Origin of the sequence: Paenibacillus sp. W2I17 (genome assembly GCF_030815985.1) — a bacterium.
Taxonomy (GTDB): domain Bacteria; phylum Bacillota; class Bacilli; order Paenibacillales; family Paenibacillaceae; genus Paenibacillus.
In genome coordinates this window covers 3,784,890-3,809,223 of sequence record NZ_JAUSXM010000001.1, presented here as the reverse complement: position 1 = coordinate 3,809,223, position 24,334 = coordinate 3,784,890, and the positions used below count along the sequence as shown (strand labels likewise).

Annotated in this window: 23 protein-coding genes; 10 read left to right on the top strand and 13 right to left on the bottom strand. The window is 47.4% G+C overall.

What is annotated here, in order from left to right; genetic code table 11:
• The first annotated feature begins 37 nt into the window (after positions 1–37).
• From QF041_RS16825 to QF041_RS16810, 4 genes are all read left to right on the top strand, one after another.
• Entirely contained in the window at positions 38–940 is a 903-nt protein-coding gene (locus tag QF041_RS16825; RefSeq protein ID WP_091039042.1) for a carbohydrate ABC transporter permease, read from the top strand.
• 2 nt (positions 941–942) lie between these two features.
• On the top strand, positions 943–1,782 hold the full coding sequence (locus tag QF041_RS16820; RefSeq protein ID WP_091039044.1) for a carbohydrate ABC transporter permease: 840 nt from the start codon (positions 943–945) through the stop codon (positions 1,780–1,782).
• A gap of 105 nt (positions 1,783–1,887) precedes the next feature.
• Positions 1,888–3,096 carry a rhamnogalacturonan acetylesterase gene (locus QF041_RS16815; protein ID WP_373461397.1) on the top strand — a complete coding sequence of 403 codons (1,209 nt, stop codon included), beginning with the start codon at positions 1,888–1,890 and terminating at the stop codon, positions 3,094–3,096.
• A 659-nt stretch (positions 3,097–3,755) separates the two neighbouring features.
• The gene (locus QF041_RS16810) at positions 3,756–4,172 is read left to right on the top strand and encodes a sensory rhodopsin transducer (protein ID WP_307415017.1); all 417 of its coding nucleotides are present in this window, start codon (positions 3,756–3,758) and stop codon (positions 4,170–4,172) included.
• Between the two features lie 87 nt (positions 4,173–4,259).
• Here QF041_RS16810 and QF041_RS16805 read toward each other — a convergent pair whose 3' ends face one another.
• From QF041_RS16805 to QF041_RS16790, 4 genes are all read right to left on the bottom strand, one after another.
• Entirely contained in the window at positions 4,260–5,417 is a 1,158-nt protein-coding gene (locus QF041_RS16805; RefSeq protein WP_307415016.1) for a Ger(x)C family spore germination protein, read from the bottom strand.
• On the bottom strand, positions 5,414–6,883 hold the full coding sequence (locus QF041_RS16800; protein ID WP_307415015.1) for a spore germination protein: 1,470 nt from the start codon (positions 6,881–6,883) through the stop codon (positions 5,414–5,416). Before QF041_RS16800 ends, QF041_RS16805 begins: the two co-directional genes overlap by 4 nt.
• Complete coding sequence (locus QF041_RS16795; RefSeq protein ID WP_307415014.1) at positions 6,864–7,970, bottom strand: GerAB/ArcD/ProY family transporter; 1,107 nt, start codon at positions 7,968–7,970, stop codon at positions 6,864–6,866. The genes QF041_RS16800 and QF041_RS16795 overlap by 20 nt, the downstream gene beginning before the upstream one ends.
• A gap of 87 nt (positions 7,971–8,057) precedes the next feature.
• On the bottom strand, positions 8,058–8,987 hold the full coding sequence (locus QF041_RS16790; RefSeq protein WP_307415013.1) for a DMT family transporter: 930 nt from the start codon (positions 8,985–8,987) through the stop codon (positions 8,058–8,060).
• A gap of 159 nt (positions 8,988–9,146) precedes the next feature.
• On the opposite strand from QF041_RS16790, the gene QF041_RS16785 reads away from it, so the two are divergent.
• On the top strand, positions 9,147–10,541 hold the full coding sequence (locus tag QF041_RS16785) for an aminotransferase-like domain-containing protein (protein ID WP_307415012.1): 1,395 nt from the start codon (positions 9,147–9,149) through the stop codon (positions 10,539–10,541).
• Positions 10,542–10,679: 138 nt separating this feature from the next.
• Here QF041_RS16785 and QF041_RS16780 read toward each other — a convergent pair whose 3' ends face one another.
• Positions 10,680–11,999, bottom strand: coding sequence for a glutamate-1-semialdehyde 2,1-aminomutase (locus QF041_RS16780; RefSeq protein ID WP_307415011.1), 1,320 nt, complete (start codon positions 11,997–11,999; stop codon positions 10,680–10,682).
• Between the two features lie 131 nt (positions 12,000–12,130).
• Positions 12,131–13,174: an LCP family protein gene (locus tag QF041_RS16775; RefSeq protein WP_307415010.1), complete on the bottom strand. Its 1,044-nt coding sequence runs from the start codon at positions 13,172–13,174 to the stop codon at positions 12,131–12,133.
• A gap of 215 nt (positions 13,175–13,389) precedes the next feature.
• Here QF041_RS16775 and QF041_RS16770 point away from each other — a divergent pair, with 215 nt between their 5' ends.
• The 4 genes from QF041_RS16770 to bcp are packed head-to-tail and all read left to right on the top strand — an operon-like array spanning position 13,390 to position 16,532.
• Positions 13,390–14,436 carry an ABC transporter ATP-binding protein gene (locus QF041_RS16770; RefSeq protein WP_036614079.1) on the top strand — a complete coding sequence of 349 codons (1,047 nt, stop codon included), beginning with the start codon at positions 13,390–13,392 and terminating at the stop codon, positions 14,434–14,436.
• A gap of 1 nt (position 14,437) precedes the next feature.
• Positions 14,438–15,232, top strand: coding sequence for an ABC transporter permease (locus tag QF041_RS16765; RefSeq protein WP_036614077.1), 795 nt, complete (start codon positions 14,438–14,440; stop codon positions 15,230–15,232).
• Positions 15,233–15,237: 5 nt separating this feature from the next.
• Positions 15,238–16,023: an ABC transporter permease gene (locus QF041_RS16760; RefSeq protein WP_036614076.1), complete on the top strand. Its 786-nt coding sequence runs from the start codon at positions 15,238–15,240 to the stop codon at positions 16,021–16,023.
• Between the two features lie 44 nt (positions 16,024–16,067).
• Positions 16,068–16,532 carry a thioredoxin-dependent thiol peroxidase gene (gene bcp / locus QF041_RS16755; RefSeq protein ID WP_036668208.1) on the top strand — a complete coding sequence of 155 codons (465 nt, stop codon included), beginning with the start codon at positions 16,068–16,070 and terminating at the stop codon, positions 16,530–16,532.
• Between the two features lie 91 nt (positions 16,533–16,623).
• On the opposite strand, the gene QF041_RS16750 is transcribed toward bcp, so the two are convergent.
• The 7 genes from QF041_RS16750 to QF041_RS16720 all read right to left on the bottom strand — a co-directional run bounded on the left by QF041_RS16750 (position 16,624) and on the right by QF041_RS16720 (position 22,757).
• Positions 16,624–17,751, bottom strand: coding sequence for a GerAB/ArcD/ProY family transporter (locus tag QF041_RS16750; RefSeq protein ID WP_307415009.1), 1,128 nt, complete (start codon positions 17,749–17,751; stop codon positions 16,624–16,626).
• A 100-nt stretch (positions 17,752–17,851) separates the two neighbouring features.
• Entirely contained in the window at positions 17,852–18,214 is a 363-nt protein-coding gene (locus QF041_RS16745; protein ID WP_307415008.1) for a GerAB/ArcD/ProY family transporter, read from the bottom strand.
• 19 nt (positions 18,215–18,233) lie between these two features.
• Positions 18,234–18,977, bottom strand: a complete 744-nt coding sequence (locus QF041_RS16740; RefSeq protein WP_307415006.1) for a GerAB/ArcD/ProY family transporter — start codon at positions 18,975–18,977, stop codon at positions 18,234–18,236.
• Positions 18,978–18,995: 18 nt separating this feature from the next.
• Entirely contained in the window at positions 18,996–19,232 is a 237-nt protein-coding gene (locus QF041_RS16735) for a hypothetical protein (RefSeq protein WP_047841432.1), read from the bottom strand.
• Between the two features lie 6 nt (positions 19,233–19,238).
• Positions 19,239–20,441: a Ger(x)C family spore germination protein gene (locus QF041_RS16730; RefSeq protein WP_307415005.1), complete on the bottom strand. Its 1,203-nt coding sequence runs from the start codon at positions 20,439–20,441 to the stop codon at positions 19,239–19,241.
• 20 nt (positions 20,442–20,461) lie between these two features.
• Positions 20,462–21,976, bottom strand: a complete 1,515-nt coding sequence (locus QF041_RS16725; RefSeq protein ID WP_307415003.1) for a spore germination protein — start codon at positions 21,974–21,976, stop codon at positions 20,462–20,464.
• 133 nt (positions 21,977–22,109) lie between these two features.
• Positions 22,110–22,757 carry a DedA family protein gene (locus QF041_RS16720; protein WP_017690726.1) on the bottom strand — a complete coding sequence of 216 codons (648 nt, stop codon included), beginning with the start codon at positions 22,755–22,757 and terminating at the stop codon, positions 22,110–22,112.
• Positions 22,758–22,997: 240 nt separating this feature from the next.
• Here QF041_RS16720 and QF041_RS16715 point away from each other — a divergent pair, with 240 nt between their 5' ends.
• Positions 22,998–24,299: a polysaccharide deacetylase family protein gene (locus tag QF041_RS16715; RefSeq protein WP_307415002.1), complete on the top strand. Its 1,302-nt coding sequence runs from the start codon at positions 22,998–23,000 to the stop codon at positions 24,297–24,299.
• Positions 24,300–24,334: the final 35 nt, after the last annotated feature.

Below are 24,334 nucleotides of genomic sequence, written 5' to 3'. Positions count from 1 at the left end.
GAGGGAGCAAGCTGATCCATGAAGGAGGTTCGTTCCATTGAGGCAGTATTCGTCGTTACGTAGAAACTTAACTGGATATGCGTTCATAAGCCCGTTTATTATTGGATTCCTGGGCTTCACACTCATCCCCATGTTTGTGTCCTTATATATGTCGTTCACGAGTTATAACTTGTTCACTTCTCCGCGGTGGATTGGGCTTGATAACTACACCAAAATGTTTTTTGATGATCCGAAATATTGGAACTCGGTCAAAGTGACGTTTCTGTATGTATTCATTGGGGTACCGTTAAGGTTGATCTTTGCCCTCTTCGTAGCGATGGTCCTAAACACTGGCTCTCGTATGATTGGAACGTACCGGACGCTGTATTACCTGCCATCCATAATCGGTGGTAGTGTGGCCGTATCCATTATGTGGCGTAACCTCTTCAGTAATGAGGGTGTTATCAACAGTGCTCTAACGGCAATCGGGATCGGGCCTATAAGCTGGTTTGGTGACCCGAATGCGTCCCTGGTTATGCTCATCTCACTGTCTGTATGGCAGTTTGGTTCGTCCATGCTGATCTTCCTGGCTGGTCTCAAAAATATCCCTACTGAGATGTACGAGGCAGCAGGTGTGGATGGCGCGAATCCTATACGGAAATTTTTCAGCATCACCTTGCCACTGCTTAGCCCGATCGTCCTGTTCAATATGATTATGCAGACGATTGGAGCATTCATGACGTTTGTACCTGCCTATATTATCTCCAAAGGCGAAGGCGGTCCAATGGACGGTACGATGTTGTACTCCCTGTATCTGTTCCGTCAGGCGTTTATGTTTAACAACATGGGTTATGCTTCGGCAATGGCCTGGGTCATGCTCATCATGATCGGTATACTTACGGTAGCTGTGTTCCTGACATCCAAGTACTGGGTGTTCTACGAATCTGAAGGAGGGAAGTAACGATGGTTTGGAGAAATGTAAAATGGCCCGTTTATCACCTGTTCGTTGCAGCTCTTGCCCTCCTGATGCTCTATCCCGTCCTATGGATGTTATTCAGTTCATTCAAGGAAAGCCGTACGATTTTCGTCACAGCGGATACCCTGTTTCCTGCGGAGTGGATCTGGAGCAACTATGTGGATGGCTGGAAAGGCACAGCTGGAAGACCGTTTATGGATTACATCACTAACTCACTTGTAATCGTAGTGATATCTACCATCGGTGCTGTGATATCGTCATCGCTGATCGCTTTTGGTTTTGCCAGACTGAATTTCAAGGGACGCACGTTCTGGTTCTCCTTGATGATGTTAACACTGATGCTGCCGCATGACGTGGTATTGGTTCCTCAGTACATCATTTTCACAAAGCTCGGCTGGCTGAACACTATCTTGCCAATCGTTGTCCCTACATTCTTCGGAATGCCGTTTTTCATCTTCCTGATGGTACAGTTCATTCGAACGATTCCGAAGGAGCTGGATGAGGCTGCAACTATTGATGGATGTAACAAATTCAGACTGTATATCCAGATTATTATGCCGCTGATCAAGTCTTCTCTGGCGACTGCAGCCATCTTCTCCTTCTATTGGAGATGGGAGGATTTGCTCGGTCCGGTACTGTACCTGAACTCGCCTGATAAATATACCGTGTCGATGGCGCTGAAAATGTTCCTCGATAGCGAATCTGCTTCCAACTGGGGCGCAATGTTCGCCATGTCCATCGTCAGTCTGGTTCCGGTTGTAGCTGTGTTCTTCATCTTCCAGAAACAAATTGTTCAAGGGATGAGCACCAGCGGATTGAAAGGATAAGCCAGATTACTGTATCTTCGTATCTTCGCCCGAATGAACGTTTACGAAAGTTAACCAAGGAGGTTATCGCTTTTGAATAAAGCTCAGGGTAGTCAGGCCGTTGCCATGGAGGCAGCGGCAGAGGGCCAGGCAGTGTCCGTGACCAGCTGGAAGTTTAACTTTGGACCGGACTCGGGAAGAGCCGATGAGACAGGGGATTATCTGAAAGTAACTGCAACAACCGCATATGAGGAACGCGGAGGGTACGGATTCGAGGCAGGATCTCTGGTGTATGAGAAACAACGCATTCGTGATGACGATGTGTCGGATTCCACGAAACAACATCATATCAATCCGGGGCAGACAACCATGTCTGCCCGATTGCGTTCAGGCTTCTGTATTCCGCTCAAAGCATCGTTCATCGTGGATGTTCCCGACGGAACCTACCAAGTATTACTTGTTGCAGGGGATGAATTGGCTGAGACAGTGACCCGCGTGAAAGCTGGTGAGGGCAGGCTTGTACTGCCAACCATTCGCACACTTCCCGGACAATACGCAGAGTTTAGATTCTCGGTTGTTGTTCGCGGCGGCAGACTTCGTCTGTCATTCTCCGGTCCTGCACCAAGAATCAATGCGTTAGAGATTACCCTTGCGAACCAGACCATGACCGTATTTCTTGCCGGGGATTCAACCGTAACGGATCAGCCGGAAAGTGGATATCCGTATTGCGGTTGGGGCCAGTTATTGCCAGCACAGTTCAAACATGATGTGGCAGTGGATAATCACGCCCAGTCAGGGCGCAGTTCCCGCAGCTTTATTAATGAAGGCAGATTGAGCGCCATTATGGAGCGAATCAAGCCTGAAGATTTTCTGTTTATTCAATTTGGACATAACGATGAGAAGCCGGACCCTGAACGTGGGACGGACCCATTCACAACATATAAGGAATATTTGAAAAAGTATATCGACGCTGCACGCGAAGCCAAGGCTCGTCCAGTGCTCATAACCCCGGTGTATCGTCGCTATTTTGCGGATGATGGCACATTGACCGATACGCATGGCGATTATATCATCGCCATGCGTGAGTTGGCGGAAGAGGAAGATGTTCCGCTGATCGATCTGGCTGAGCGCAGCCGTCTTCTGTTCGAGCAGGCGGGCGTTGAAGGCACAAAGGACGACTTTATGTGGGTGCTGCCAGGCGAGTATGTGAACTTCCCGTCAGGCGTGGAGGATAACACGCATTTTCAGGAACGAGGCGCCCGCCGCCTTGCCCAGCAGGTGGCAGAAGCCATCCGCGAGTTGCAACTGCAACCGTTGCAGATGTATCTGCGGTAGGTTAATGCCCTTAATAATTAAGCGAGTTAATTAAATAACGAGCCAGCAAAGTTGCCCAGCGAAAGAGCGAAGGCAATAATTTTTCAAATCAGTCCGGCGAGCGTAGCGGCGAAGAAGGGCGGAATCGGGTAGAGGGAGCGAAGCGTCCGCCTTTGGAGCGGGATTTCCCCTGCTGAGGGGAAATGAATAGAAATCCCGAGTCAACAGCGGCCCACAGCCCGATCCGCCCGCCGAAGCGATCGCCCCGCGAGCTATTCAGGGTTTAAAAGCTGTAGCGAGTTAAACGAAGTAACGAGCCAGCAAAAGTTGCCCAGCGAAAGAGCGAAGGCAATAAACTTTTAAAAAACAGGCGAGCGTAGCAGCGGAGGAGGGCGGAATCGGGTAGAAGGAGCGAAGCGTCCGCCTTTGGAGCGGGATTTCCCCTGCTGAGGGGGAATTGAATAGAAATCCCGAGCCAACAGCGGCCTGTAGCCCGATCCGCCCGCCAAAGCGGCTGCCCTGCGAGCCCACGGGTTTTAAGAGTTGCCCCTGCGAATGAGCCGAAGAAATCCCGAGCCAACAGCGGCCCACAGCCCGATCCGCCCGCCGAAGCGACTGCCCCGCAAGCCCACGGATTTTTAACCTATATTGCAATCGCAAAAAAAGGAGGATGTATTTCAATGACACCTGACCAGACAGAATCAGGCACATCTGTCCGTAAGAATGTTTCAGCAGCTACAGGTCACACCTACTGGGTCATTCCGGATGGTTACATTCCCCCGGAGAGCCGGGGCACATTGGAGAGTCATGAGAGCATCTGTGTACTGAACACCAGTGCCACGGATGCGGAGCTGCATATCACGATTTATTTTGAAGACAGAGAACCACTCGAAGGTATGGTCGCTGAAGTGCCAGCGAGAAGGACAAAGCATATTCGCACTGCATCGCTACGATCCGGGGAGCAGTCTATTCCACCGGGCGTGCCTTATGCGATTACCGTTTCGAGCAATATCCCCGTTATCGTCCAGTACAGTCGTTTGGACACGACCCAGCCTGAATTGGCTTTGATGAGTGTCATGGCGTATCCATTAGGATAACTTCCCCAATCGACAGCATAACTGGAGATGGTAAGAAGCCCCGTAACCTTGCATCCAATGCAGGTAAGGGGCTTCTTTTTCTTCGTTTTATTCGCTGTATTTATACGTGCTCGCATTCAGGATATCCACGTGAACCTCCACTTTTCCGAGCTTAAAACGTTTGAGTGGATCCGCCCGGTTGTAGACTTCCTGTTTCCATAAGGGAAGGTTGTGGCGATATAAGTGTTCCACAAGACCATAGGAATCAATCATGCGTGACTTGGTTTTTTCGAATGTATCTCGGATTTGGGATTCGATCTGTTTCTCTGCTTCTTGTTCCATGGCGTCTGGAGAACGAGGAGCCCCATGATCTTCAGTGATGGTGCTTTTGACCGAGGTAACCAGATCAAATGTGACGCCATCACCTTGCTTCTTCGCCTTGATTTTTGTCTTGGGATGATGAAGCAACAAGGTTAAATCAGGAGTTTTTCCACCATTCCCATATACATATAGTGGGTACTGATGTACCCGCTCATAATTTACGAATCGTGTACCATCTGCGTCTGCTCCTGCAACTCTACCCTGACTAGTACCTTTGGATATCACATAAAATCCATCCATTTTAACAAGGGGAGGCGTTTTATCGCCGTTGAACCAAGTCTCGTTCCTCGTTGAAACCGAGGGTAAAAGAACGACGGAAGCGGGTTCCCGTAATCCATCGAGAAGCTGATGGAGCCGGATAGGTTCGTAACCGGAATGCTGTTTATACAACCTCATGGGTTCAAACAGTTCGATTGTTTGAGCAGATTGGTTTAACAATGCAGAGGGAGAGAGTACATCCGGAATGTTATGCTCTGTAGCGTAGATCCAGGGTGTATATCTCAATTGGCCTGAATGAAGAAGTGTATTAAAGATATCCTCCAGTCGACCATCCAAGACTCTTTTGGATAAAACAATAGCTTTCACATGAGTCCAGAGCGTTAGCTGCTGTGACGTTTCATACAAGTCGTTAATAGCCATGTTCAGTGTTGTACCCTCGCCCCGTCCAGTCCAGATATCCCTTGTCTCCCGGGAAGTTGGTGTTTCCTGTTTTGCAATACTGGAGAAGTCAATCAGTTGGGCATAAGCAATATACTGGTTGTCTACATAGTCAATTCCTATCGCCGTAATGAAGTTTATACTTTGCACCTCTTTGGAATCCCAGCACCCCGTTAGCAGGATCAAGCAGCTTATAAGAAGGCCGCTTATGGATACCCATCGTTTCACGGACGTTTCCTCCGGCGGGTAGAATCCTGTGTATGAAGTGCTTCTGGGCGCTTGGTTCTTTTCATGGAAGGCGGCATGGATACGGCCTGAGTGAAGTCTCCGGGAATGTAGGGAGATACAGGTGACAGATAGGATACGCCATAACACTCCAACGATACGAGGTGCACCAATAGGGCGAATAGTCCGATCATAAAACCGAATAATCCAAGAATGGAAGAGATGAGTAACATCCCGATCCGAATGTGGGCAGTAGCCCCGCTGAGCACAGTATTCACGAGAATATAGCTGGAGATGACCGAGATCGCAACCGTGACAATAATCGTAGGGGACGTAATCCCGGCTCTAATGGCAGCATCCCCAATAATAAGCCCGCCGACAACGCTGACCGTTTGCCCCAACGCACGTGGTAACCTACGCCCTGCTTCGTTGAATAGCTCGAACATAAAAATCATCAGGAACGCTTCCAGCGTAACAGGCATTGGCAGGCCCATTCGAGTGCCAGCAATCGTTGCCAGAAGAGGCAGGGGAATCTGTTCCACATTGAAGCTGGTCAGGCCAATATAAAAACCTGGGAAGAAACAGGCGATCAGCAGCCCTGAAATACGTAATATCCGTTCAAAAGTAACGATAAAAAAGGGTGTACTTTCGTCCTCCGGAGACTTCAATTGATTGAAAAGTGTAGTTGGCGCAATGACTGCTACAGGAGAACCTTCGATCAAAACGGCAAAACGACCGTTTAACAGGGAATCGACGACAAAATCAGGACGCTCGGTATTATCTGTAAGTGGAAAGATACTCCGAATCCCTCCCATGACAGCTCGCTCCATGATTGAGGTGCCCAGAATGCCGTCAATCTCAATCTGATCCAGATTGTGCCGAGCTTCTTTCAGAATGTCTGGATTGATAATATCTTTTACATATAGAAGTCCAATGGCTGTCTGGGTACGACCGCCTTTGACATATTTCTCATAACACATCGAAGATGTTTTCATTCGTTTGCGTATAAGGGCCACGTTGGTAGTGAGTTCTTCGGTGAACCCGTCGCGCGGGCCTTTAACTGATGTTTCAATGGCTGATTCTTCTGGACTGCGTCCAGGGATATCAGCAATATCCACACTGCAGGACTGCACACCATTACCGAAAATGATCAGTAGTTGTCCACTAAATATCAACATATTAAGCTTGTTAGTATCTGTGAGGTCATCCACCGGATTCAAGGTTAATCCCAGTTCTTTAGGATGTGATTCCTCAATGATCAGGGAGTGCTGTTCCAGACGGGGAATAATAAATTGGTTAATTTGTTTACCGTCGACGAGACCGTCACAATAAAGCAGAATTACGGGTTGATCAGATTTGTCTTTAACAGGAAAGGTCTGAATAACGACATCTGCACATGGATTGAACTGCTCTTTCAAAGAGGCAAGCAGTGTTTCATGGGACGTGGTGTCAATCGCTTGATGCTCCATGATGTTTCCTCCTCTGATGGCGTGAATGGATAAAGGCAACCGTCGTCGCGATAATCGCAAGTCCGCTCAGATACACGAGATTGAACGGAAATATGTATTCGACCAGAAGCTTTTCGAAGGTCATATCATCCAGAGGATACAACATGGTTAGAATAAAGAAGACACCTAACGAGATACAACTGATAAGCCTTCTGGTAGAGCTCTTAATATTCCATATTTCTACTACAATATACATGGCGAGACTAATCCGGGTGAACGAGCCTGCGAGCCACTGGTAGATGGAAAAGAAGTCGGTCTGGGCGATGTACTTGCCCAAGGAGGCAATTCGCCATTCTTCAAAGGCGGGATATCGCATTTTGGCAGCCTCAAAAGGATCAAATTCCACAATCGCACCGATGAGTGGGCCGACTGTCAGTCCCACAAGGATGAGTGCGAGCATCAGATACTGCCATACACGTATACGTTTGGTGAGATGAGGCTGGATATACCAGATGAACAGCAGTTCAAACATGCCTGCAAGACTGTAAATCATGCCATTCAGCACCGGATGCCAGCCATGTTCTAACACAGGCAGTAGACGACTGTAATCCTTGTATTGAGTGTTCACAATTGCAACATAGAAACCCAGCAGTACCACCAGTGGAAGGATCAATCCTGCCGTAAATGCCAGTGAGCGGATACCTTTATATGCCCCATAGGCACAGAGAGACATGAGGGCAATACTGGTTACCAGAATTGGCGTTTCTGTCAGGTAATTTGTTTTGGCCCAAGTCGTGGTGTCGTGCAGGGTGAAATAGATTGCGCTCAGAAAAAAGAGACTGTTACCCACTCGAAATAACAGGCCGATAGGCTTGCCGAGACGGGATGTTAACCATTCATGCAGGGTTTGATGCTGGAGGAAACGAGAGACATAGGCGAGCATCAGCGCAAATATCAGAAATGGTCCGGTTGATAGCAGGACGGAAATCCAAGAATCCCTTTTGGCCGCAGCCAAAAGGGCAGGAATAATCAGAACATGGCTGATCAAGCCAACGGACAACATGATCAACATCATAGCTTGTAAAAAAGAAGGCTGTGTTCGTTTCATGCTGAGGAGTCCCCTTTTCCCAATAGACTGTCCTCAGCAGTGTTAACGTGAATCTTGAACTTCATACAGGCAAGCCTCTGTAGTCAATTATGCGGACCTGGTAAGCCTATGTTTGCGACCGCTCATATTGGTGCCAAGCACACCGGCGATAATCAACAATGCACCAATATAGTGATAGCTACCCACGGGTTCATTCAATACCCATGCACCTCCTACGATGGAGATGAGCGTGGACAGATTGCTGAATACACTCATTTGCGAAGCCTCCAGATGGGTCAGGGCATAGCTCGCAAGCAGGGTAGAGATCATGGTGGAGAGAATTGCCAGATAAGCGAGTGCACCCAGATAGGATGTATCTCCAAGCGGTTTGATATAGTCCATCATGGAACCGCTGGACGCATGTCGGATCAGGGAAGCGGCGTTAAATACAATACAGCCAACCATTAATGTGACCCATGTTAGTTCCATTGGTTTGTACTTCTGGGTTAATGGTCTTGCCAGCACACCATACCCTGCAAAACAGACCGTGGATAGTAGCAATAATGCAATGCCCTTTAGATTACCTATAGACATGCCGCTTCCTTGCATTATGAAAATAAAGACCACTCCAGCGACAGACAGTAGCAGGAACAGCTTCTGCATCGTGGATGTGCGTTCTTTCAGGAAGACTGAAGCGAGAACGAGTGTGAATACAGGGGCCATGGCCTGAATAATACCCGCTTCCGATGAGTTGGAAGAGACAAGTCCAAAGGCTTGAAAGGCAAAAAATAAGACGGGAGATAACAGCCCAAGTGGAATGATGCGCCACAGATCACGAAGGCTCAGTCGGATTTTGATCCAGCCAAAAATGACAGGAATGCTGACAACGATCAGCGACAGCGCGAATCGGTGGGCAAGCACATCAATTGGATGTGCAACAGTGACGGTCATTTTAACAAATAAAAAAGATAGACCGATAATAGCTGCGTACAATACAGCTGCTATATAAGCGTATCCCCGAGTGTGTGTTGTGTTCATGAATGCTCCTCCAATACAGTAGTCATAGCGCTTTATCTTTCATTATCCTGAATTATGTCAGGTTCGAGGCACGTGCTGGCCTTATTCAATATACTGCCAGGTGCATCGTGCTACAATAGATAAAAGGATGAACTGTAACGGTACAATTGTGGGAGAGGGATGGATGCAGTGAGAAAATACGAAGTGATTGCCGAAGCATTAAAGCAGTGGATTCAGGAACAGATGCAGCAGCAGGATCGTCACCAGTGGGCAGATAAGGGCATCCGTCTTCCAGCCGTTCGAGTTGTAGCAGAACAATATCAATGCAGTGTAAGCACGGCTATTCGTGCATATGAGTGGCTAGAGCAGCGGCATTTGGTGTATGCCATACCTCAATCCGGTTATTATGCCGTACAGAACGGGACAGGTGCTCAGGACATGGACTGGCAGGGAGCGTTGGACTTTGCTTCAGCTGCTCCCGATCCAAGGGTGTTCCCTTATGCAGACTTTCGTCATTGTGTGGATCAGGCGATGGAGAAGAAACAGGCAGAGTTATTCATGTATGGCACGGACCAAGGTTTACCTTCGCTTATCATGCTGTTGCAGAAGCAGTTTGCGGATTATCAGGTGTTTGCGAGAACAGAGCAGTTCTTTATCACGTCAGGTGTGCAACAGGCACTGGCTGTACTTGCATTGATGCCTTTTCCCAATGGAAAGAGAAAAGTACTGCTTGAACTACCGACCTATCACAATATGCCCTCGCTACTGAGTGGATTAAATGTGCCGATTGCCGGTGTGAGGCGTGCCCTGGATGGGCTGGACTGGGTATCGCTTGAACGTCAGTTCGCTGAGGAAGATATCAAGTTTTTCTATGTCATGCCGCGCTTTCACAATCCGATTGGCACATCGTTGACTGCTGCTGACAAGAAGAGACTGATCCGGCTTGCACAGCGGTACGATGTCTATCTGGTGGAGGACGATTATCTGGCTGATCTGGAGGACAATACGAAACAGGACCCGTTATGGTCCTATGATACCGAAGGTCGGGTCATCTATCTGAAGAGTTACTCCAAAATTTTGTTTCCAGGTCTGCGCATTGGTGTAGCTGTTCTGCCCTCACCACTAATTCAAGCTTTTGGGGCTTACAAAAAAATGCTCGATATCGACACTTCCGTTCTGTCTCAAGCTGCTCTGGAGATCTATGTTCACAGCGGAATGTTTGCTCATCACAGGAAAGTGATTCGTAACCGCTATGCTGCCCGGATGAACACGGTGCATGAGCAACTGGACACATATCCAGACTTTGCTCCATTTATGGACGCTCCTCGAACAGGAGGGGAGCATACCGTATTGCCTTTGGCGGGTGATATGCCGCTTCGTGTTCTGCTGTCCCGGCTTCAAAAGCGCGGAGTCATCGTTGATACGACAGAACGGTATTATCCGGAGGGAACATATCAGGCGCATAAGGATCAGATGCTGCGCTTGAACATCTCCAATGTGCCGAAGCAGCGAATCGAGGAAGGGATGCAGAAGATCCGGGAGGAAATTTTGAAACTTCAGATCAGGCAGAAATAAATTGAAAAATCGGAATGTTGTCCGTAAATAACAAAAGGCGTCCACACAAGTTGATCACTTGTTGGACGCCTTTTCCATGAATTTTTATCCATCTACAATACAGCTTGTACACTATATTGTAGATGGAAATAATCTAATTTATTCTTGAGCCATCGCTTTGAAGGAAGCTTCTGCGGCTTCCAATGTAGCCTGAACATCCTCGTCTGTATGAGCCGTGGTCAGGAACCAGGCCTCATATTTGGATGGAGCCAGGTTAATGCCACGGTCCAGCATATGACGGAAGAAGGAAGCAAACAGCTCTCCATTCGTGTCTTGAGCATGATCATAATTCGTAACCGGATGGTCACAGAAATGGGTGGAGAATGCACCGCGAATCCGGTTGATCGTCAGTGCAATCCCATGACGGTCAGCAGAAGCTTGCAGACCTGCCGTCAGGTCGATAGCAAGGCGTTCCATCTCTTCGTATACACCCTCGCCTTGCAGGACCTCCAGACATGCGATACCAGCCGAGATGGATGCAGGGTTACCAGCCATCGTCCCAGCCTGATAAGCCGGTCCGAGCGGAGCAACCTGCTCCATAACATGTTTGCGTCCGCCGTAAGCACCGATTGGCAGGCCGCCACCAATAATTTTACCAAGAGCCGTCAGATCGGGTTCAATTTCCGCATGATTATCGAGTCCGGCATACGTCTGAGTAGAACCGTAATGGAAACGGAACGCCGTAATGACTTCGTCATAGATAACCAGGGAGCCGTTAGCACGTGTCATGGCACAGAGGCCTTCCAGGAAGCCAGGCTCCGGCATAACCATACCAAAGTTACCCACGATCGGTTCAACCATGACTGCGGCAACATCGTCACCCCAACGCTCCAGTGCAGCTTTGAGGCTGTCCAGATCATTGTAAGGCACGGTGATGACCTCTTGCGCAATACTGGTTGGAATGCCTGCACTATCCGGGATACCCAGCGTAGAAGGGCCAGAACCGGCAGCTACAAGCACCAGATCCGAGTGACCATGGTAACATCCGGCGAATTTTACGATCTTGTTGCGTTTGGTGTAGGCACGAGCTACCCGAATCGTGGTCATGACTGCTTCCGTACCGGAGTTTACAAAACGCACTTTATCCATGGAAGGAATGGCTTCCTTCAGCATTTTGGCGAGCTTGATCTCAAGCTCTGTTGGTGTACCGTACAGCACGCCATTTGCTGCCGCTTCCGTAATGGCCTGCGTAATATGCGGATGGGCATGTCCTGTAACAATCGGACCGTAAGCGGCCAGATAATCAATATAACGGTTGTCATCGACATCCCAGAAGTGGGCCCCTTGGGCTTTTTTCATAAATACAGGTGCACCGCCACCAACGGCTTTGAACGAGCGTGAAGGGCTGTTAACACCTCCTACAATATGTTCAAGTGCTTCTGCGTATAGAAGTTCGGAACGGGAACGTGATGTATTCATAAGATAACTTCCTTTCGTAATTCAAAATATGATAAAGGTACAAACCACAGAAATATATGATGATTTTCTCATAATATTATAGCCGGGCATAACGAGAGGGCAGCGTAATGGCTGCCCTCTGCATGTGTAGATTACTGAGCCGGTTGCTCTGACTTCTGATCATCACCACTGGCTGTTTTGTCTTCGGTGCTGGTCGTACTATCATCCGTTGTAGCAGGCGGGTGAATAATATCCTGAATATGCTGCTTCAATTCCTCTTCATTGGTAACCGTCAATACTTGCGCACCACCTGCTGTACGTTCTTCTTTCAGCATGTTCATTGGCGGAATCTGCTCACTGCCGTTCATGCTGCTCTGGTATCCGAGTCCACCCAGCTTCCACATGTCGGAGAGTGTCAGATTCGTATCTACGTAAGGATTAACCTGTTCCAGAATGGCAGGCAGTTTGGCAATGGTAGTTGTTGACTGCATTTTCGCCGTTACAGCTTTCAGCAATTCACGCTGACGCTCTGACCGAGCGAAATCCGACATTGCATCATGACGGAAACGAACGTACATGAGCGCTGTCTCGCCATCCAGATGCTGATACCCTTTTTTGAGATCAATATCGTATTCGTTATTGTCTGCTTTACTTGTATAGTGCATGTCTTTCTCCACATCAAAATCAACACCGCCAACGGCATCCACCAACTTGATGAATCCCTGGAAATCCGTATACACATAATACTGTACAGGAATGCCAAGCAGGTCGCCGGCAGCTTGCATCGCTGCATTAGGACCATGGGTGATGGCGGTGTTGATCCGCTCCTTGCCATATCCGTCAATATTGACGTAAGTGTCGCGCAGAATGGAGAACAGATTGATTTTTTTGGTAAGTGGGTCGAGCGATACAACCATCATGCTGTCGGAGCGGGGAACTTCACCTTTTTTCAATCCACGTGCATCGACACCCATAACGAGAATATTTACCGTTTCTGTGCCTTCCCATTTGGGTGGGTCAGGAGTATTTACTTTCTCCACATTTTCGATGCCTGCAAATGGTGAATCGTCGCCGTCCTTAGCCAAACCGTCCAACTGATTGAGAATAGAACCGAAATAATATGCCGCTGCTCCTCCAATAATTAACACGAAGGCGGCAAGAGAAATCCATATGGTTCTCTTCGTCTTTCTGGTCATGCTAGCTCTCCTTTGTAATTGAGATAGAATATAAAATAAGTCCAAAGTTGTTTCTGTTATAATCTAGCCGAAGCCTTCCGCTCACGTCTCCATCGTCATCAGGCACAGGACGCGGCTCCAGACTATTTTTAAAGCTTGCTGAATTTTGACTGATACCATTATAATTTCTTTTTGGGCTACAAGCAATTTCAACAAAATCCAAGTGAGGTATAATCATGCTGGCGATTGATGTCAAAGATTTGCGCAAGTCGTTTAGCGTCCAGAAAAGCCGAGGTGGGCTGAAGGGCGCGTTCCAGGACCTGTTTGCACGTCAATACCAAGAGGTATTGGCTGTAAATGATATTTCATTTCAGATTCCGCAGGGCGAAATATGCGGATATATTGGGGAGAACGGTGCCGGTAAATCAACAACGATCAAGATGTTGACCGGCATTTTGGTGCCTACTTCAGGGCAAATATCGGTTGGTGGATATGTTCCGTATCAGGAACGGGAGAAGTTTGTACAGAATATTGGTGTCGTTTTTGGTCAGCGCAGTCAATTGTGGTGGGATATTGGCGTTATCGAATCCTTCCATTTATTGCGCAAAGTATATCGTGTCGGGGAAGTCGATTTCCGCAAACGGCTGGATGAACTGGTTGAGCGGTTGCAGCTACAGGATCTGTTAAGTCGTCCGGTGCGGAAGCTCAGTCTTGGTCAGCGTATGCGCTGCGAGTTAGTGGCAGCCTTGTTGCATAATCCAAGTATTGTTTTTCTGGACGAGCCAACCATTGGTTTGGATATTGTGGTGAAGTCGGAAATTCGGGATTTCTTGAAAGACATGAACAAGGAGCATGGAACGACCATTCTGCTCACAACCCACGATTTGCAGGACATCGAGGCACTGTGTTCCCGGGTCATCATGCTTGATGCAGGCAACATCATCTATGATGGAGGTCTGGATCATCTGAAGTCCCAGTGGGGTAAGGAGCGGGAGATCCGCTTCAAGTTCGGTTCAGCTCACAACATCAGTCAGATGCAGGAATGGACTGCTGCGTTGCCTGTACGTTGGACAGTTGAGAATGAATTGTCCGCATCCGTATGGATTCCGCTGGAACTGAATGTTTCGGATGTACTCGGACGTGTCGTTGGACAAGCCGATATTACCGATATTCAGATTATTGAGATCAACACGGATGAGATTGTGCGCAGTATTTACCAATCCGGTTCCGCCGAGCGTCCCGAGATTGTGGGAGCAGGGAAAGAAGCGGTGGGTGTATCCTGAGATGAATAGTGCATTTATTGATTTTATGCGCATCCGTTTTCTAACGATGCTGGCATACCGGGTGAATTATTACTCCGGCATTTTGATATATACGCTGAATATTGGCGTGTATTACTTTACCTGGCAAGCTATTTACGGTAGCAGTGGTGAACTTGGCGGCTTCACGGCAGCGCAGATGACCACATATATCGCCGTATCCTGGATGGCACGTGCCTTTTACTTCAACAACCTGGATCGCGAGATTGCCGCAGATATACGGGATGGCTCGATTGCGATTCAATTCATCAGACCGATCAATTACGTTATGGTCAAAATGATGCAAGGGCTTGGGGAAGGCATTTTCCGCTTCCTGCTGCTCATGATTCCGGGAATGCTCATTGCCATTCTGCTATTCCCGGTTGAATTGCCTACGGCGCCATCGGCGTGGATTGGCTTTCTCGTCATGCTGTTCTTCAGTTTCCTCATTAATTCCCAGATTAATGTGATAACGGGACTGGCGGCATTCTTTGTGGAAAACAATGAAGGCATGATGCGTATGAAACGCGTCGTGGTTGATTTGTTCTCTGGTCTAATCATCCCGATCAGCCTGTATCCAGGCTGGATGTCCGCGGTGATGAAGGTATTGCCTTTTCAGGCCATTACGTATCTGCCCGGTTCCGTGTTCACTGGAAGAGTGGAAGGTACCGCCATCTGGAGTGTACTCGGTATTCAGGTGTTCTGGTTTGCCGTACTGCTGCTTCCGATGGTATTGATCTGGCGTAAGGCGCGCAAGCGTCTGTTCGTGCAAGGGGGATAACAGATATGTACTATATGGGTCTGATCTGGGAATATTTGAAGAATTACATGAAAACACGACTCACGTACCGTGCCGATTTCTGGGTGGAGATCCTATCGGATCTGCTGTTCCAGGCAACCAACCTGATCTTTATTTTTGTGGTTTTTCGCCACACGGATAACCTGGGCGGTTGGAGTGAGAGTGAAGTGCTCTTTGTTTATGGATATTTTATGGTGCCCTATGGCATCTTCAGTTGTTTTATCAATCTGTGGGGATTCAGTGAGCGGTACATCGTCAAAGGTGAGATGGATCGGATCCTGACACGCCCTGCACATAACCTGTTTCAGATATTGCTTGAAAATGTAGATCCGCCTGCACTCGTGGGCTCGTTTATCGGCTTGATCATCATGATCTTCAGCGGAGCAGAGATGGGTCTGATGCTGGAGTGGTGGCATATCCCTGCCTTAATTATATTGGCACTCAGCTCAGTCATGATCTATGCCGGCATCTATACCACATTGACTTCACTATCCTTTTATTCGGATGCGCCAACAGGTATCCTGCCGTTAATGTATAACATTCAAGGATATGGACGCTACCCGGTAACGATCTATAACCGTGCCATTCAGGTGCTGTTAACCTGGATCATTCCGTTTGCCTTCGTGGGCATCTATCCCGCAGCATTGTTCCTGGAAAGGTCCGAGATGCATCGCATGGCGCTGCTTACACCTGTGATGGGATTGGTGTTTGGCTCCATGGGCTTGCTGTTGTGGAATTTTGGCGTGAAGCGGTATCGCGGAGCAGGTTCATAATAACGCCCTATAGCAATTCATGGGGAGATTAGGGAGGAACTGACATGACGTTAAATGTAGGCGAACTGGCACCGGATTTTGAACTGCCGTCCAGTACGGGAGAATCGGTAAAGCTTTCGGATTACCGCGGACAGCGGGTACTGCTTTATTTTTATCCCAAGGATATGACCTCGTCCTGTACGCAACAAGCTTGTGATTTCCGGGATCGACATGCTGAATTTGAAGGGCTGAACACGGTCATTCTCGGAATCAGCACCGATCCGATGAAACAACATGACAAGTTTATCGCCAAATACGGACTGCCGTTCACTTTGTTATCGGATGAAGAGCACGTTGTAGCCGAGCAATACGGTGTATGGCAGCTGAAGAAAATGTATGGCAAGGAGTACATGGGTATGGTACGCTCCACTTTTCTGATTGATGAAGAGGGGAAATTGATCAAGGACTGGTCCAAAGTTCGGGTCAAAGGACATATCGAGGCTGCGCTTGAGGCTTTGAAGACATTGTAATTAATGAGTTAGACATGTGTGAATAAATACATCTTTACCGTTTCATCATTAAAGGCTGTGCTTCGCGGAATTTACCGTGAACACAGCCTTTTTAGGTGGGCAATCGTTTTTGATTGGTTGAATTATTCTTGCTCTTGCCAGAACGAAGCCGATGCACGAGCAGTAGGAATAGCGGAATAATAAAGCTTACCGTGATATCCCAATCCACCCAAGCGGGCATGATCGTATTGGTGTAGAAAATGACATTGGGAGAAATCAGTACAGCTAACGCGAATAATAACATCGCTGATGGCAGGATGAGAGGTTTATATGTCTTTAACCGAAATAGCTGAGCTGTTCCAACGACAAAGGAGAACATATACAGCAGGCTTTTGAAATAGGTAGCAATTAACCAAGCGGTTGCCATGAACGCCTCAATTCGCTCGAAAAAGTTGCCGATATTAATTTTCTGGGACAGGGTATAGGAGATGTAGATCTCATGTTGGGTCAGAAAGGGGCCAAATATCATCAGTGAAATGACCAACAGTGTGGTTAGTAACAGCCCTCCACATAAAGTAGCGAGTAACATGTCCCGTTTGATGTGAGGCCCGGACATCACATAAGGAAGAACCATGGTGATCACGATTAGTTCACCAAAGGAAGTGAAAGCCCCTCTAATGATAGACTGCATCAGATGAAGCCAAGGGGTGTTCAAGTAAGGCTGTAGATTTGAACTGTCTACTTTGGGCATCAGCCCCAGAAATAATAGAATCATAAATGCAACAACGATTGGAGTCAGCATTTCACTGCTTGCTCCTATTGTATGCAAGCCATGCATAAGCCCCCAGACCAGAGCGCACATAAGGATAATTAGAATGACCCGGATGGGGGTCTGAAGGTAGATCTGTGTGGTCATAAAGTCACCGACTTCACGGATACATATGACAGCGCCTATGGCGAAATAAAATAGATATGCAGCTGCCAAAACAGACCCTGCCCACCGGCCAAGTATTTTTTGGCAGATTTCAATAAGGGAAAGATCAGGGTGTGTCTGATGAAGTTTGTATAGCACCCACATGATAAGTATGCCGATCGGTTGACCGATAAGAGAACAGATCCATGCATCCTGTTTACCTAAACCGGTAACCACGGAGGGATAGAGTAGAATCATGTCCCCAATCATGACGAGAAAGGTAAGGACTGCAAATTGCCTAATGGTGATTTTCTCCTTAATTAACATAGACACCGTTCTCCTTCTCTATATTCAGCATGGATGACTTTCATGGAGGAACTCCATTTTTCCATCTATACCAGGCTCCTTCCCCCAAAAAAAATAGTACTCATTCCTGTGAGGAATTGTTTGGAGTAACCGATGATTTTCTGTAAGACTTAAGCAATTGTATCAGCAGAAGACAGCCCGGCAGAATGATCCCCAGTGTAGTATCCCAATCTACCCAATATGGAACAATGGTGATCACGATAAAAGTAATGCTTGGTGAGATCAGATTGGCTAATCCGAAAATGAGTATAGACGCAGGGAGTACCAGTATCTGATACTGCTTAAGCTTGAACAGTTCCGCACAACCAACAATAAAAGCGTATAAGTATATCATCGCTTTGAAGTACGTAGAGATCAGCCAGGAAGAAGCCATAATGGCTTCAATACGTTCAAAAAAGCTCCCAATACTGATTTTCTGGGACAAAACAAAAGAAGCATATATGTTATGTTGCGTAAGAAAGGTACCCAAGGACCAGCAGAGATATGGTAACGAGCGTTGCCAATACCAAGCTGCCTAAACCAGCTGCAATAATTACGTCCCGTGTTCGATGAGCCTGCTTGGCAACATAGGGCAGTATCATCATGATGGGAACGACTTCACCGATCGGATATATAATGCTTACCAGAATGCCTTGTGAGATAGAGACAACACCCGTATCACTTACTGGCTTCAAATTTCTGGTATCAATCTGAGGAAGCAGGCAGACTGCAAGGACGACAATAAACACAATAACGACGGGCATCAGTAGTTCACTGCTTCGCCCCATCGTCTCTAATCCGTGAGACACTCCCCAGGCGATCACGATGACGAACATCAGAATGATGATGCGAACGGGAGTGTACGGGAAGATTTGAGTGGTCATGAAATCGCCGACTTCTCTCGTATGCGTGGAAGCACCAATAATGAAAAAGAACAGGTAGAAGCAGGAAAAGAAAGTACCTGGCCAGAACCCTAGAATGCTTCGTGCCATCTGCACCAGATTTTTTTCTGGGTGCATGCTACATAGCTTCAGGAACATGGCCATCAGTGCCATCCCCAGAGGAACGCCTATAAAAGCGCAAATCCAGGAGTCTTGTTTGGCATAGGACGTGATGACCGAGGGGTAGATCAGCATCATATCCCCGACCACCATCATAAAGATGAGAGTGGTCAATTGTCTTGTTCCAAGGCGCCCCTGTTCCAGCATAATGGTCCTCTCCTTTTTCTAGGTTCCCGTCAGATGTGCCAAGAATTGATTAACAGGTTCATAGATCCACATGATGATATAGAGCGGACTGGGGAAATCCCACAGGTTGGCTGCAATCACACTGAACCCTGTGGCTATGACGAGCATTCCGCTGTACACAACTGTTTCCCTCCATTCCTTGCGACGGATGAGACCTGGAAGATCAACCATGCCTACGAGGCCCCCTATGACAATGACAGTAATTGTAATCAACATCCGGTCTCACTCCTTCAAATCCTCCTTGAATGAATCATCCAGTGTACCTACACGTTTGATCTGTACATTGGCTTCATACTTAACATCCAGATTCTCAAAATATTGATCCCAATCCTTCTCAATCTTTTTGAAAAATTTAGGATCGGCATGATACACTTCCTGACCGAATCCAAAAATGTCGGTATGGAATTTTCGTCGCACCGAGTTCACGGAGTTTTCCATCAGGTCTATCAGTCGCTCCTCACTGTCCTTTTCCAACTCTTTGAGCGTCTTCATTGAACCAATTCTGATTCCGCACTCTACTGCACCAATGGAAGACACATTTTTGAGTTTGATGTGGATCACAGGCTGGTCGTCAATGACCTTTGCTTTTCGTTGGGTCTTGGTACGGAGAGCTTTGAACGTCACATTTCCTCCCTTTCGGCAAGGCATGTGACTGATGGTAGATACCACATTGTCGCGGATGTAGTTGTATCCTTTCGATTCATCTTCCGTTAACCAGCCGATCAGTTTGTCCTTTTTGAAGATGCTTAATCCCGTAGAATTCAGATTGGCCGGAGATTTGATTGTCGCAATATTATCTTTGCTTCCGCTTCTCGCTGAACTGCCAACAACCTCTACTCCGGTGATGACAGGTTGTATTCCGGGAGTTAGCATGTATTCCATTAACTGATCACCAGTCACCGTAGTAGTGGGAGACCAGGTTTTGGCAGATACGTCCAGAGAATTAAACATCTTCTCCGCAGGGATATTCTCAAGTGGGGTAAGCACGTTCAGTACTTTGGAAGCCGTTGTATTTCGTGCAACCATGACGTAATAATCGGGACGGGCTGTAGGTTCGCGCATTAACGCTTCCATAACATCGTAGATGCCCTCTTTGCGTGCATATTCTTCACCGAACACCAGTACACGGATATGTGCCATGAATATGCGGCGTGGGCTTGTCTCGGTCAGCTTTTGAATCGCTTCAAACAGCGTGGGCGCAGACGCTTCGTACAGCGTAACAGGAGTGCCATTGCCTCCCCCTGACTTGGAGGAAACTTCATTTGGCACAACGACCTGAGCACTCACTTTAATCAAATCGCCATCCTTGTCTACACCAAGACCCAGCATAATGCCAAGTTCATTCAGTTCCTGGCGATCCCAGCATCCGGTAAGGAGAGGGAGTAGGAATGCAATGCATACAATTAATCGGAAGCACTTGTTCATACGTTGTTCTCCTTACCGAATTAACGCTTCGTTTTTTTTGTGGCTTGTCTGGTTTTGTTCGGTGTACCCGTAGAGAGTGGTCGTGTTTTCATACGGGACCAGGGTACACGAAACAGCGTATCCTTCAGATCTTTCTGAATGAAAGGTGCAAAGGGGGACATATACGGTACGCCAAAAGAACGCAAGCTGCACAGGTGTGTAACCGTAATGAGCAGAACAATTAGAATACCGTAGAATCCAAAAGCTGCCGCGAGAATCATCAATACAAATCGCAAAATTCGGACAGAGATAGAAAGTCCATTCTCTGGAATGACATAACTGGATATGGCCGTTATGGAAACGATAATAACCATTGCTGCGGAGACAACTCCTGCATCTACGGCGGCTTGGCCAATGACCAGTGTTCCGACAATGGAAACGGCCTGACCGACCGTTTTCGGAATACGTATACCTGCTTCTCGCAAAATTTCATAGGTCAGTTCCATCAGTATGGCTTCAATGAATGCGGGAAAAGGAACGCCTTCACGTTGAGCTGCCAGACTAATGAGCAGATTGGTGGGCAACATCTCCTGGTGAAAGGTGGAAATGGCAATATAGAAGGAAGGAGCTAGTAAAGCAATAAAAAAGGACAGATAACGAATCAAGCGAATCAATGTGCTGATATCGGCCCGTTGATAGTAATCCTCCGGCGATTGGAAGAAATGCACGAATAAGGCGGGAACCAGCAGCACAAAAGGCGTACCGTCCACGATGATGGCTACTCTGCCCTCAAGCAAAGCAGCACAAACCGTATCTGGACGTTCACTATTGTAAACCGTGGGGAATAACGTTCTGGTTTCGTCTTGTACCAGTTCCTCGATATATCCACTCTCAAGGATACTGTCGATATCGATCTCATCGAGTCTTCGACGCAGTTCTTCTACAATCTCCTGATCCACGATATGTTTCAGATAGAGCACAGCAACTCGGGTTTTGGTAACCCGACCTATTTCTCTTTCTTCGATCCAAAGATGAGGATTACGGATTCGTTTGCGTATCAATGATGTGTTGGTACGCAGGTTTTCGTTGAAGCCTTCCATAGGTCCCCGAACGACGGTTTGGGAGACAGGTTCTCCAACGGATCGATCTTCCCAGCCTGCTGCACCAATCTTCAATCCTCGTTCAGATCCTTCAAGCAGTAAGATAGCTGATCCCGAAAGAAGTGCATTCATTACTTCATCCATATCATCGACCATCAATACATCACTGGCGATCAAGATATCATTCTGGAGGTAGCTGAGATGTTCATCGTCTGCAGAGAATTCAGGGAGATCACGCTTTTGCAATAATGATTCCATGATGGAGTGATTCAGAATCTGCACATCCACTAATCCATCAATGTACAACATGACTGCAGGCCATTTATGTAAACACTGGAGAGGGCGCATCATCAAGTCGTTGCTGTTCCCCATCACTTGCTTGCAGTATTCCATATTTTCGCTTAGATCCGGAGAGATTTGCCTCTGATCTTGGCGTTCCAGCGACGATTCACTCATGCCTTCACCTCCCTATACACCCTATATTTTCAAGTTAGTATGACCTGGATGAATTCGGATTATCACAAAAAAAAGGAGCCGCGATTATTCGCAACTCCTTGCCTGCTTATTATAGATGGACTGTTGTCCAAATTTACTTTTGTCTTTGTCGAACAGGGGCTGGCTTGGATACGGTGGATCTTGCTGTCCATGCTTTGCGGTAACGATAGAGCACGGCTACGATGAGCAATAGGCCGATTCCTCCCACGATATATGCTGCATATTGATGAGCCAGATGGAATACGGCGTTCCACTGGGGGCCAAATATTTTGCCAATGCCCAGAAACAGTACAACCCAGAACAGTGCGCCTGAATAGGCGTAGAGAGCGAATTTGCGAAAGGGAACAGCGGCTATGCCCGCAAAATATCCGGTGAAATGCCTTACACCCGGAATGAAATAACCGATGAAGATTAAGGCATTACCATACTTGGCGAACCACTTTTGCGTTTTATCGAGCTTGTCCTGCTTCAGCAGAAACCATTTTCCGTATCGTGTTATAAAGGGCAGTCCTGCTTTGGCTCCAATAAAATAAGTGATTGTCATGCCAATCGTTGTTCCCAGAAAAGCCAGTATGGTGAGGATTCCGAAGTCGAGATGCCCCTTGTAGGAGAGAAACCCTGCGTAAGCCATCGTTGTTTCACCAGGAAAGGGAAGGGCGATGAATTCAAGCAACAAGCCAAAAAACAATACGCTGTATCCGTAGGACCCAAACAGATGTTGGATCTTCTCAAGCAATTCCAATAGATTTCACTCTCCTGAATACGGGGTGGGAGCATGAATACTCTCCAAGGTGTTTTAATGTGTTCTGCCTGTCCATTATGCTACCTAATCTGAAGCGAAGAATCAATCAGGCTAGATAGCAAATTGTGAAAAAATATTAAACAAAATCACGTCTTTTTTCAATGTAGCCTCCATATAATTCTAACAAATCTGCTGAAGTCTATCAGCAAATTACTAGAGACGGTGGAGGTCGATTCGTAAATGGTACAGAAACCGGAATTCAGAATCAAGGAAATAGGGGGAAACTCTGCAACAACCATACATACGTTTTTATCTGGACAATGGTCTGTCATTCTCGTGCGAATTGCGATATTGTTATGTGCATTTGCTGTATATGCAGGCACGGCTTATGCATCTTCTGCTTCCGGCTCAGGTGATCTAATCTCGGAAGATAAGAATACTCAAGACAAGGTAGTCTATCTGAGTTTTGACGATGGACCGGGTAACCATACCCGTGAAGTATTGGATATTTTGCGCAAGGAGAAGGTTTTGGCTACATTTTTTGTGCTGGGTGAGCAGGCAGAGCGTTATCCCGAGTTAATCCGGGGGCTTGTGGAGGATGGACATGCTTTGGGCAATCATACGTTTAATCATCAATACGAACAGCTGTACAGTGATTTTAAAGTGTTCTGGAAACAGATCAAGCAGACAGAGGAAGTACTGGAGCGTATAACCGGTTTCCGTCCGAATCTGGTGCGAGCACCAGGCGGTACCTATGGGCATTTTGACCAAAGTTATTTTGATTTGCTGCAATTGGGTGGATACACCGTCATGGACTGGAACGTCGATAGTGGCGATTCCAAGCGTAAAGGTGTTCCGGCCAAAGAGATCCTCCGCAATTCAACCAAAGTACCTGCGGGAGCACGTTCGGTCGTTGTCCTGATGCATGACGGTGGTGCACATGCTGAAACGGTAAAAGCACTTCCGGGTATTATCAAATATTATCGTGATCATGGATATCGTTTTGACACCATAAAGAGTACGGATCAACCAGTTCAATTCCGTGTACATCCAGATGGTAAGTATAAGGCCCGCAAGGTGCCGGGAAAGGCCTGGATCGCAGAGCATGTAGAAGCGAACGCGACGTTATGGCTTGCAAGCAAGAAGCTGAAGATAGAGGTGGGATTGGGTGCGGCAACCTTGCAACCGGGTGAGTTCCGCATGGAGGGTCAGCGAATCATGGTGCCTTTGCGTACTTTCATGAAAAAATTCGGGGGCAGCACTCGCTGGGACTCTGAAACAAGGACTGCCATAGCAGTATGGAAGGAAAGAACGATTCATGCAGACAGTGTGAGCGGAACACTGACAACAACAGGGACAATTGAAACGGGAGCAGTACAGAGTCAGGGTGGAACCATCTGGGTTCCGTTACGTGAGTTACTGGAGCAGATGGGGTTGAGGGTGAATTCCTTAACCAGTAATGAAGCAGAGTGGACGGTGAAGGCAGGCACTTCCAGATCCATTTCGGCAATGAACAGTATATTTAAGTATAAAATGATCTGAAGAAAGTCATTCTTGCAGGACTATTCTCTCTACTT

Excerpts from the sequence above, each read along its gene's own strand:
- QF041_RS16800 (WP_307415015.1), bottom strand. The coding sequence starts at position 6,883 with ATGGAGCATCAAGCGATTGACACCACGTCCCATGAAACACTGCTTGCC.
- bcp (WP_036668208.1), top strand. The coding sequence starts at position 16,068 with ATGACGTTAAATGTAGGCGAACTGGCACCGGATTTTGAACTGCCGTCC.
- QF041_RS16750 (WP_307415009.1), bottom strand. The coding sequence starts at position 17,751 with ATGTTAATTAAGGAGAAAATCACCATTAGGCAATTTGCAGTCCTTACC.
- QF041_RS16810 (WP_307415017.1), top strand. The coding sequence starts at position 3,756 with ATGACACCTGACCAGACAGAATCAGGCACATCTGTCCGTAAGAATGTT.
- QF041_RS16775 (WP_307415010.1), bottom strand. The coding sequence starts at position 13,174 with ATGACCAGAAAGACGAAGAGAACCATATGGATTTCTCTTGCCGCCTTC.
- QF041_RS16820 (WP_091039044.1), top strand. The coding sequence starts at position 943 with ATGGTTTGGAGAAATGTAAAATGGCCCGTTTATCACCTGTTCGTTGCA.
- QF041_RS16715 (WP_307415002.1), top strand. The coding sequence starts at position 22,998 with ATGGTACAGAAACCGGAATTCAGAATCAAGGAAATAGGGGGAAACTCT.
- QF041_RS16780 (WP_307415011.1), bottom strand. The coding sequence starts at position 11,999 with ATGAATACATCACGTTCCCGTTCCGAACTTCTATACGCAGAAGCACTT.
- QF041_RS16740 (WP_307415006.1), bottom strand. The coding sequence starts at position 18,977 with ATGCTGGAACAGGGGCGCCTTGGAACAAGACAATTGACCACTCTCATC.
- QF041_RS16815 (WP_373461397.1), top strand. The coding sequence starts at position 1,888 with ATGGAGGCAGCGGCAGAGGGCCAGGCAGTGTCCGTGACCAGCTGGAAG.
- QF041_RS16765 (WP_036614077.1), top strand. The coding sequence starts at position 14,438 with ATGAATAGTGCATTTATTGATTTTATGCGCATCCGTTTTCTAACGATG.
- QF041_RS16725 (WP_307415003.1), bottom strand. The coding sequence starts at position 21,976 with ATGAGTGAATCGTCGCTGGAACGCCAAGATCAGAGGCAAATCTCTCCG.
- QF041_RS16730 (WP_307415005.1), bottom strand. The coding sequence starts at position 20,441 with ATGAACAAGTGCTTCCGATTAATTGTATGCATTGCATTCCTACTCCCT.
- QF041_RS16760 (WP_036614076.1), top strand. The coding sequence starts at position 15,238 with ATGTACTATATGGGTCTGATCTGGGAATATTTGAAGAATTACATGAAA.
- QF041_RS16735 (WP_047841432.1), bottom strand. The coding sequence starts at position 19,232 with ATGTTGATTACAATTACTGTCATTGTCATAGGGGGCCTCGTAGGCATG.
- QF041_RS16795 (WP_307415014.1), bottom strand. The coding sequence starts at position 7,970 with ATGAAACGAACACAGCCTTCTTTTTTACAAGCTATGATGTTGATCATG.
- QF041_RS16770 (WP_036614079.1), top strand. The coding sequence starts at position 13,390 with ATGCTGGCGATTGATGTCAAAGATTTGCGCAAGTCGTTTAGCGTCCAG.
- QF041_RS16790 (WP_307415013.1), bottom strand. The coding sequence starts at position 8,987 with ATGAACACAACACACACTCGGGGATACGCTTATATAGCAGCTGTATTG.
- QF041_RS16785 (WP_307415012.1), top strand. The coding sequence starts at position 9,147 with ATGGATGCAGTGAGAAAATACGAAGTGATTGCCGAAGCATTAAAGCAG.